The following is an 8,808-nucleotide window of genomic DNA, read 5'->3' as shown; positions in this document are numbered from 1 at the left end:
TCACTATCAATAGATCTAACCCGGCCGGTGGTGCCGGGTCAAGGCATCTTTCCCGCCTTGACGCGGTACCACCGGCCGTAGTGACAATCACGGCTTCGGGGTGGCGGACAGCCCACCTGACTCAGGGGGCGACGCGCTCGATGTGCCACCCGTCGTCGTTGCGTACGTACCTCAGCCGGTCGTGCATCCGGTCCTCGCGGCCCTGCCAGAACTCCACCAGGTCCGGACGGATCCGCCAGCCGCCCCAGTGGGGTGGGGCCGGGATGTGCTCGACGTCCGCGAAGCGCCGCTCGATTCCGTTCAGCGCGTTGTCCAGCGCCCTTCGGCCGTCCACTACGCGCGACTGCGGGGATGCCCACGCCCCCAGCTGGGAGCCGCGGGGGCGCTGGGCCCAGTACTCCGCCGTCTCCTTGACGCCGACCTTCTCGACCTCGCCGCGGACGTGGACCTGGCGGTGCAGCGCGTACCAAGGGAACGTCACCGACGCGTAGCGGGTCGCCGTCAAGTCGTGGCTCTTCGCAGACGTGTAGTTCGTGTAGAACACCACGCCGCGGTCGTCGAGGCCCTTGCACAGGACCGTGCGAGACGAGGGGCGCCCCTCGGCGTCCGCGGTCGCGAGGACCATGGCGTTCGGCTCCGCGATGCCCGCCGCGACCGCCTGGTTCAGCCAGCCCTGCAGCTGATCGGTCCAGGTGGCGGCGAGCGCGGTTTCGTCGAACGCCGCGCCGTCGTAGGCCACGCGCATTCCGGGAAGGCGTACTACGGCGTCTTCCACCTGGTCCTCGATTTCCGGCATCATCGCCAAACCTCCACGCCCGGTCGGGGCATCAGTCGACTTCGGCTCTAGGCACGTTAGGGCTTCGCGACCGGCAGCGGAACCCACCTAACGGTGACACCCGCCACCACCGCGAAGTAACCGCTGGACAACAAGCCGTAACCCGTGCGTTACCTCCCGGACCAGGATCGATACAGGACGCACCTACCTTCGGCCCGTTCCCCACCACCCCCGGAGGCAGGCATGACCGAGACCCTGTCCAGCACGGAAAAGAGCACCCCGCCGAAACGCCGCTACGCCCCGCTCGCGGCGAACGAAAACCGCGAGGACTACTCCCTGCGCTTCGCCGCGCATTCGTTCCGGAAATGGTCGCCGTTCGTGGTCGCGACGACGGCGCTGGGCGGCATCGCCTACCTCGCCGACTTCGCGATCGGCGCCAGCATCGTCCTCTCCTACGGCTTCACCTCCGGCGTCCTGGCGATCCTCGCCGCCGCCGTCGTCATCTTCGTGACCGGCGTGCCCATCGCGGCCGCCTGCGCGAAGTCCGGAGTGGACATGGACCTGCTGACCCGCGGAGCCGGCTTCGGCTACTTCGGGTCGACGCTCACGTCGCTCGTCTACGCGAGCTTCACCGTCATCTTCTTCTCGCTCGAAGGCTCGATCATGGGCCAGGCCTTCGAGCTCGCCCTCGGCATCCCGTTGCCCATCGGCTACCTCCTCGCGACGCTCATCGTGCTGCCCTTCGCCCTCTACGGCATGGGCGCGGTCGCGAAGATGCAGACCTGGACGCAGCCGCTGTGGATCGCCGGACTGGTGCTGCCGTTCGTCGTCGTGCTGGTCCGCGAGCCCGGCAAGTTCGCCGAATTCACCCACTTCGGGGGTACCGAGGGCGCAGGCGCCGGGTTCTCCGCGATCGGGTTCGGCTTCGGGATGGGCGTCGCGCTGTCGCTGATCGGGCAGATCGGCGAACAGGCCGACTACCTGCGGTTCATGCCCGAAAAAACGGCGGAGAACAAGCGGTCGTGGTGGGCCGCGGTGCTCGCCGCCGGCCCCGGCTGGGTGATCCTCGGCGCCGCGAAGCAGATCGGCGGTGCGCTGCTGGCGTTCCTCGCGCTCGGCGTCGTCGGGAAGACGCACGCGCTGGAGCCGATCGCGCCGTACCTCGAAGCGGTGAAACCCGCACTCGGGCCTGTCGCGCTGACGTTCGCCGCGCTGTTCGTCGTCGTCTCGCAGATCAAGATCAACACCACCAACGCCTACTCCGGCTCGCTGTCGTTCGCGAACTTCTTCTCCCGCGTGCTGCACAAGCACCCCGGCCGGGTCTGGTACGTGCTGGTCAACTGCGGGATCGCGCTCGCGCTGATGGAGTTCGGCGCGTTCGGCTTCCTGAACAAGATCCTCGGCTTCTACTCGAACGTCGCCATCGCGTGGATCGGCGCCGTCTGCGCCGACCTGGTGATCGCCAAGCCGCTGGGCCTGTCCCCGCGCTACATCGAGTTCAAGCGGGCCTACCTGCACAAGATCAACCCGGTCGGGTTCGGCTCGATGGTCGTCGCGTCCGCGGTGTCGATCGTGGCCTACTTCGGCGCGTTCGGACCGTTCCTGGCCGCGTTCAGCCCGCTGCTCGCCCTGGTCATCGCCGTCGTCCTGGTGCCGGCACTGGCCGTGGCCACCAAGGGCAAGTACTACCTGGCGCGGGAGAACACGGTCATGACCACGGAGGCCGACCCGCAGGCGACGTACACCTGCTCGGCCTGCGGCGACCCGTACGAGCTGCCCGACGTCGCCGACTGCGCCAAACAGGACGGCCCGATCTGCTCGCTCTGCTGCACGCTCGACAGCACCTGTCACGACGTGTGCCGGACGACCGGCCCAGTGGCGCTGGGCCTGCCGACCGTCCGGACGCCGTAGTGTCCGTGAGGGCCCTTTCCCGGCGTCCGCAGCCGGGAAAGGGCCCTCACGTGAGCCGGCCTCCCCCCGGGTCCCCCTCCCGGCTCGACTGTTCCACGCCGGAGGGCGCGCCGGGGTTGCCCGGGATTTCCAAGATCTTTCCGGGCCGCATGATGGCGGCCAGCATCAGCGCGCGCAGCTCCGCGCCGACGTCCTCCACCGGCAGCGGCGGCTCGTGCGCCTGCCACTCGCGCAGCAGCCCGGTGGCCGCGCCGACCAGGGCGATCGCCGTCAGCCGGTAGTCGCGGTCGGGGGCGACGCCGTGCTCGGCCGCGCGCCGCGCCTCCGTCTCGATGAAGGTCGCCCAGCGGTCGACCCACACCTGGTGCTGCTGCTCCAGCTCCGCGCTGACGCCGACGGCTTCGACGTAGTTGAGCCGCGGGAGCCGGGGGTCCACGGTGACCGTGTCGATGAAGACGTCGAGCAGCGTGGCGATGCGGGTCATGGCGTCGGCCTCGGCGACCTTGTCGAGCGCGGCGGTGACGTGCTCCAGCGCGAGGCTGTTGATCCGGTCGTGGAGGGTGCGCAGGACGTCCTCCTTGCCGGTGAACTCCTCGTAGAAGTTCCGCGTCGAGACGCCGGCGCGGGCGCACATCTCGGTGATCTTCGTCTGCCGGAAGCCGGTGGTGGTGAACAGCTCGAGACCGGCCGTGAGCAGCCGCTCGCGGCGGTCGGCGCGACGTTGTTCGGGTGCGACGCCGCCGTACGTGCGAGCCAACGGTTGTGTCCTCCTTCTGAGGGATTGCCGGATCCTACCGGGCTGGCTAAATTGCGAAAACCTCGATTACCAGACAGCCGGAGGCAACGATGCTTCGTCGGTTAGTGGTCGCCGTCGCGCTCCTGTTCGTGACAGCCGCCCCCACGGCACACGCCGAACCGGGCGTCCTCTTGGAACAGAAGCCGACGACGGTGTTCGTCGGCCCGTTCCCGGCGCCGGTCAAAGCCTGGCACCTCGTGTACCGCTCGACGTCGGCGACCGGCGCCCCGAACGCCGTCTCCGGCACACTGCTGGTCCCGCCGACGCCGTGGCTGCGCGGCGGCCCGCGGCCGCTCATCACGTACGCGGTCGGCACGCACGGCCTCGGCGACCAGTGCGCCCCTTCGAACCTCCTCGCCCACGGCATCGAAAACGAGAGCGCGTTACTCGCCCAGGCGTTGACGCAGGGCTGGGCAGTCGTCGTCACCGACTACGAAGGACTCGGCACGCCGGGGCCGCACACGTACGCGGTCGGGCAGTCCGAAGGCCGCGCGGTGCTCGACGCGGCGAAGGCCGCTTCCCGGGTTGCCGGCGCGGGGCTGTCCCCGTCCGGCCCGGTGGGCGTGTTCGGGTACTCGCAGGGCGGCCAGGCGGCGGCGTGGGCGGCGGAGCTGCAGGCGACGTACGCGCCTTCGCTGAACGTGGTCGGCGTGGCGGCGGGCGGCGTCCCGGCGGACCTGAACGCGGTGTTCGCCTCCAACGACGGCGGCGCGGCGTTCGGCCTGGTGCTGGGCGCGGCCACGGGCTTCGCGGCGGCGTACCCGGACGTCCCGTTCGCGTCGATCCTCAACGACCGCGGCCGCGAGGCGGTGGCGCGCGTCTCGAAGGCGTGCACGATCGAGCTGGGCGCGGCGGCGCCGTTCGCGCACCTGCAGGACTTCGTGACGGTGCCGGACCCGATCCACGAGCCGCACTGGCAGGCCCGCCTGGCGGAGAACTACCTCGGCACGACGGCGCCGAAGCCGCCGGTGTACCTGTACCACGGGACGTTGGACGAGCTGATCCCGTTCAGCGTCGGAACGGCGTTGCGCGACCGCTGGAAGTCGCTGGGCGCGCAGGTGACGTGGCAGGAGTTCCCGCTCCTGGAGCACATCGGGGGCGTGTCGATCGGCGGCCCGGTGGCGATGACCTGGCTGGGCACGAAGTTCTGAAAACTGTCGGTGCCTCCCGGTAGCGTGGAAAACGGGGGCTGCTCAGAACGGCCGCAACGCCGCAACCGCGTCCGGCGCAAGGGAAGTGGTGAGGGTGCCGCCCGCAGCGAGGGGGCTGCGGGACCACCACTCACCCGAGGCCGCCGGGAGCTCGCGTCCGCCGACCTCCAGGTCCGTGGCCAGCACGCGGCGGCCCGCCAGCACCGCCAGGCTCCCGTCCAGGCCCGCGTCCCCCACCGAAAGCGTCTGGCGCACCACCGGGGTCCCGGCCCGCACCACGTCCAGCGTGGTCACCAGCGATCCCGGCTTCTCCCCGGCCCGCCCCAGCACCAGCACCTCCCGCGTGTGCAGGTAGGCGTCGGCAGCCAGCGAAGCCCGGAAGACCGCGTGGTGCCGGGCCCGCGCCGTGATCACCGTCGGCTCCGGCAGGTACTCCAGCGACCCGCCGTCCTCCACGACGACGTCCACAGTGGACAACGAAGACTCGCCGTGCAGGCCCGGCAGGGCCAACGTGGCCGCCACCCCCGACAACCGGAGGGAGGCACCCGGCCCGACCCGGACGGTGAGCAGCAGGTCATCCCCGCCCAGCGGCGATGTCGCCGAGTTGACCAGGTGCACCACGGCCGTCGCACCCGAACGCCGGCGCGGGAACAACGTCAACGGCGCCATCGAGCACAGCTCCCGCAGCACCGTGCGCGAGCCGTCGAAGCACGCCGTCAGCCGCGCGTGGGCCTTCACAGCAGGGAACGGACCCAGTCGGCGACCGCGGGCGCGTCGGGGGTGTCCACAAGGGACTGGGTGATCACCGGCAGCGCGCCCCGCATCCGGTGCGCGTCCGACGTCATCACGTCCATGTCCGCGCCGACCAGGTGCGCGATGTCGATCTTGTTGATCACCAGCAGGTCCGCCGTCGTGACACCCGGGCCGCCCTTGCGCGGCACCTTGTCGCCGCCCGCGACGTCGACCACGAAGATCTGGCTGTCCGCCAGGCCGCGGCTGAACACCGCCGTCAGGTTGTCGCCGCCGCTCTCGATGATCACCAGGTCGAGGCCAGGAAACTTCTCTTCCAGCCGCTCGACCGCGTCGAGGTTCGCGGTGATGTCGTCGCGGATCGCCGTATGCGGGCACGCGCCGGTCTGCACCGCCTCGATCCGCTCCGGGTCCAGGACACCCGCGCGGCGCAGGAAGTCCGCGTCCTCGGTCGTGTAGATGTCGTTCGTGACCACCGCGAGCCGGATCTCGTCGCCGAGCGCGCGGCAGAGTGCCGCGGTCAGCGCCGTCTTGCCGGAGCCGACCGGGCCGCCGATGCCGATCCGGTACGCGCGGCCCGCGGTGGGCGCGGCGTCGTAGTGGTCCGGCTCGCTGGCCGTCGGGTCGAAGTTGACCGGGTGGACGTGCCCATGCCCGTGTCCGTGTTCAGCTGGCAAAGAGACGCACCTCTTCCTGGTGGTGCCGGGCGTGCGCCTCGGCGAACAGATCCAACGCGGGTGACCCCGGCGACGGCAGGGACGCCGGGTCGTCGGCCGCCACGGCCGCAGCTTCCGAGCAGACGGAGGCGAGGTCCAGCCGGGCCACCACGGCGTTGACGGCGAACGGGTCCAGCCCCAGCAGCCGGACCGCGGCACTCGCCGGGCCGCTCACCGACAGGTAGGCGACCGCCATCGCGGCGTCGTACGGCGACCCGCCCGCGACGCCGACCAGCGCACCCAGCACGATCGGATGGTGCGGCCGCGGCGTCTCGGTCAGCAGCTCTTCCAGGACTGGCGAAGGCCACGCGATCCGCCCGGCCCGCGCGGTTCCGCGGCCTTGCGCCCGGGAGGCTTCGCGCTGCGCGAGTGACGGCGTGCGCGCGTCCAGTTCACTGTCCAAACACGACCAATTGCCTCGGTTGACCGCCGCATGCGCGGAAGCAGCAGCGAAAACCGCCGCCAGGAACCCCGCCGTCCGCAACCGTCCGGAAAGGAATCCCGGGAGATCCCGCACGGACGTCACCAGCTTCCGCGCGACGACCTCCTCCAGCCCGCCACTGTGGACGTGCCCGCCGCCGGGGAACCGGGAGTCCGCGAGGATCAGTGCCGAAAGGTCCATCAGAACAGGAAGTACCTTTGCGCCATCGGCAGTTCCGTCACCGGCTGCGGTTCGATCAGCTCGCCGTCGACGTGCACCGCGAAGCTGTCCGGCTCGACGCGGACGTCCGGCGTGGTGTCGTTGAGCACCATGTCCGCCTTGGTCCGCGCCCGCATGTCCGACACGGCGACCAGCGGCCGCGTGATGCCGAACCGCTCGCGCAGCCCGCTGTCCAAAGCGGACGGCGCGACGAAGTGCAGGCTCAACGCCGCCCCGATCGACGCACCGAACATCGGGCGGGCGAGCACCGGCTGCGGCGTCGGGATGGACGCGTTGGCGTCACCCATCGCCGCCCAGGCCGGGAAGCCGCCCTTCAGCACCACGTGCGGGCGGACGCCGAAGAACTTCGGCTCCCACAGCACCAGGTCCGCGAGCTTGCCGACCTCGACCGACCCGATTTCGGTCTCCATGCCGTGCGCGATGGCCGGGTTGATCGTGTACTTGGCGACATAGCGACGCGCGCGCAGGTTGTCGGCCGCGCCGTCGCCGGGCAGCGCGCCGCGGCGGCGCTTCATCACGTGCGCGGTCTGCCAGGTCCGGATGATGACCTCGCCGATCCGGCCCATCGCCTGCGAGTCCGAGCTCATCATCGAAATCGCGCCCAGGTCGTGCAGGACGTCTTCGGCGGCGATCGTCGTCGGCCGGATGCGGCTCTCGGCGAAGGCGAGGTCCTCGGGCACCGACGGGTTGAGGTGGTGGCAGACCACCAGCATGTCGAGGTGCTCGTCGAGGGTGTTGGCCGTGTGCGGCCGGGTCGGGTTGGTCGACGACGGCAGCACGTTCGGCAGCGAGACGACCTGGATGATGTCCGGCGCGTGCCCGCCACCGGCGCCTTCGGTGTGGTACGCGTTGATCGACCGCCCGCCAATGGCGTCCACAGTGGACTCCAGGAACCCGGCTTCGTTCAGCGTGTCGGTGTGGATCGCCACCTGGACACCGGCTTCGTCCGCGACGGTCAGGCAGGCGTCTATCGCCGCCGGCGTCGTACCCCAGTCCTCGTGGAGCTTGAACCCGCCCGCGCCCGCCGCCAGCTGCTCGCGCAACGCCTCGTGCCGGACGGTGTTCCCCTTGCCCAGCAACAGGACGTTGATCGGGTAACCGTCCATGGCGGACAGCATCCGGCCGAGGTTCCACGCGCCGGGCGTGACGGTCGTGGCCTTCGTGCCCTCGTTGGGCCCGGTGCCGCCACCGACCAAAGTGGTCAGCCCGGCGGCCAGGGCCGTGTCGACGAGCTGCGGGCAGATGAAGTGGACGTGGCAGTCGATGCCACCCGCGGTGAGGATCTTGCCGTTGCCGGACAGCACCTCGGTCGACGGCCCGATGACCAGGGCCGGGTCGACGCCGTCCATCGTGTCCGGGTTGCCCGCCTTGCCGATGCCGACGATCCGGCCGTCGCGCACGCCGACGTCGGCCTTGACGACGCCCCAGTGGTCGAGGATCACCGCGCCGGTGATGATCAGGTCCGGCGCGCCTTCGGCCCGGGTCGCCGTGCCCTGGCCCATGGACTCGCGGATGACCTTGCCGCCGCCGAAGAGCACCTCGTCGCCGGAGCCGCCAGGCCCCATCGAACGGTCCTCGGTGACCTCGATCAGCAGGTCGGTGTCGGCGAGCCGGATCCGGTCGCCGGTGGTCGGGCCGAACAGCTCGGCGTAGCGCTCGCGGTCGATCTGCGGCATTTCAGAACTCTCCGGCGAATTCGGACCGGAGCCCCGGCACACGCCGGGCGCCGGCGAGCGGGACGAGGTCGACTTCCCGTTCGACGCCGGGTTCGAAGCGCACCGACGTCCCGGCCGGCACGTCGAGCCGGTGGCCGCGGGCGGCGTCGCGGTCGAACTCGAGCCCGGGGTTGACCGCGGCGAAGTGGTAGTGCGAACCGACCTGCACCGGCCGGTCGCCGAGGTTCCGCACGAGCAGCCGGACGCGCGCGCGGCCGGGGTTCAGCTCGACCGGCTCGTCGCCGGGAATGATCTCGCCAGGACGCATGCGGCTCCCGTTCTCGAGCGGGGTCGTGAGTGGTAAGGAGGGTTCTAACCCGCCTTACCACTCAC

9 protein-coding genes are annotated in these 8,808 nt (G+C 70.7%); 2 read left to right on the top strand and 7 right to left on the bottom strand.

Annotated features, from left to right (window positions below; all coding sequences use genetic code 11):
• Positions 1-121: 121 nt before the first annotated feature.
• Positions 122-799: a pyridoxamine 5'-phosphate oxidase gene (gene pdxH, locus ACWEVN_RS43595; RefSeq protein WP_452055192.1), complete on the bottom strand. Its 678-nt coding sequence runs from the start codon at positions 797-799 to the stop codon at positions 122-124.
• A 219-nt stretch (positions 800-1,018) separates the two neighbouring features.
• On the opposite strand from pdxH, the gene ACWEVN_RS43590 reads away from it, so the two are divergent.
• Positions 1,019-2,686 (top strand): purine-cytosine permease family protein, encoded by a 1,668-nt coding sequence (locus ACWEVN_RS43590; RefSeq protein ID WP_452055191.1) that lies wholly within the window; start codon positions 1,019-1,021, stop codon positions 2,684-2,686.
• Positions 2,687-2,732: 46 nt separating this feature from the next.
• Here the strand turns inward: ACWEVN_RS43590 and ACWEVN_RS43585 are convergent, their stop codons facing one another.
• Positions 2,733-3,443 (bottom strand): TetR/AcrR family transcriptional regulator, encoded by a 711-nt coding sequence (locus ACWEVN_RS43585; protein WP_449688116.1) that lies wholly within the window; start codon positions 3,441-3,443, stop codon positions 2,733-2,735.
• Positions 3,444-3,532: 89 nt separating this feature from the next.
• Here ACWEVN_RS43585 and ACWEVN_RS43580 point away from each other — a divergent pair, with 89 nt between their 5' ends.
• Entirely contained in the window at positions 3,533-4,633 is a 1,101-nt protein-coding gene (locus ACWEVN_RS43580; protein ID WP_452055190.1) for a lipase family protein, read from the top strand.
• Between the two features lie 42 nt (positions 4,634-4,675).
• Here the strand turns inward: ACWEVN_RS43580 and ACWEVN_RS43575 are convergent, their stop codons facing one another.
• Genes ACWEVN_RS43575 through ACWEVN_RS43555 form a run of 5 tightly spaced genes read right to left on the bottom strand, consistent with a single transcriptional unit; the run spans position 4,676 to position 8,743 of the window.
• Positions 4,676-5,371, bottom strand: coding sequence for an urease accessory protein UreD (locus tag ACWEVN_RS43575; protein ID WP_449688114.1), 696 nt, complete (start codon positions 5,369-5,371; stop codon positions 4,676-4,678).
• Positions 5,368-6,060, bottom strand: a complete 693-nt coding sequence (gene ureG / locus ACWEVN_RS43570; protein ID WP_449688113.1) for an urease accessory protein UreG — start codon at positions 6,058-6,060, stop codon at positions 5,368-5,370. The genes ACWEVN_RS43575 and ureG overlap by 4 nt, the downstream gene beginning before the upstream one ends.
• On the bottom strand, positions 6,050-6,721 hold the full coding sequence (locus ACWEVN_RS43565) for an urease accessory protein UreF (RefSeq protein ID WP_452055189.1): 672 nt from the start codon (positions 6,719-6,721) through the stop codon (positions 6,050-6,052). The genes ureG and ACWEVN_RS43565 overlap by 11 nt, the downstream gene beginning before the upstream one ends.
• Positions 6,721-8,436, bottom strand: a complete 1,716-nt coding sequence (locus tag ACWEVN_RS43560; protein WP_452055188.1) for an urease subunit alpha — start codon at positions 8,434-8,436, stop codon at positions 6,721-6,723. Before ACWEVN_RS43560 ends, ACWEVN_RS43565 begins: the two co-directional genes overlap by 1 nt.
• Position 8,437: 1 nt before the next feature.
• Positions 8,438-8,743, bottom strand: coding sequence for an urease subunit beta (locus ACWEVN_RS43555; protein WP_086844441.1), 306 nt, complete (start codon positions 8,741-8,743; stop codon positions 8,438-8,440).
• Positions 8,744-8,808: the final 65 nt, after the last annotated feature.

It is taken from the genome of Amycolatopsis sp. NPDC003861, assembly GCF_053605405.1.
Note: the sequence above shows the minus strand (reverse complement) of the source record. Positions and strands in the feature narration are given on the sequence as shown.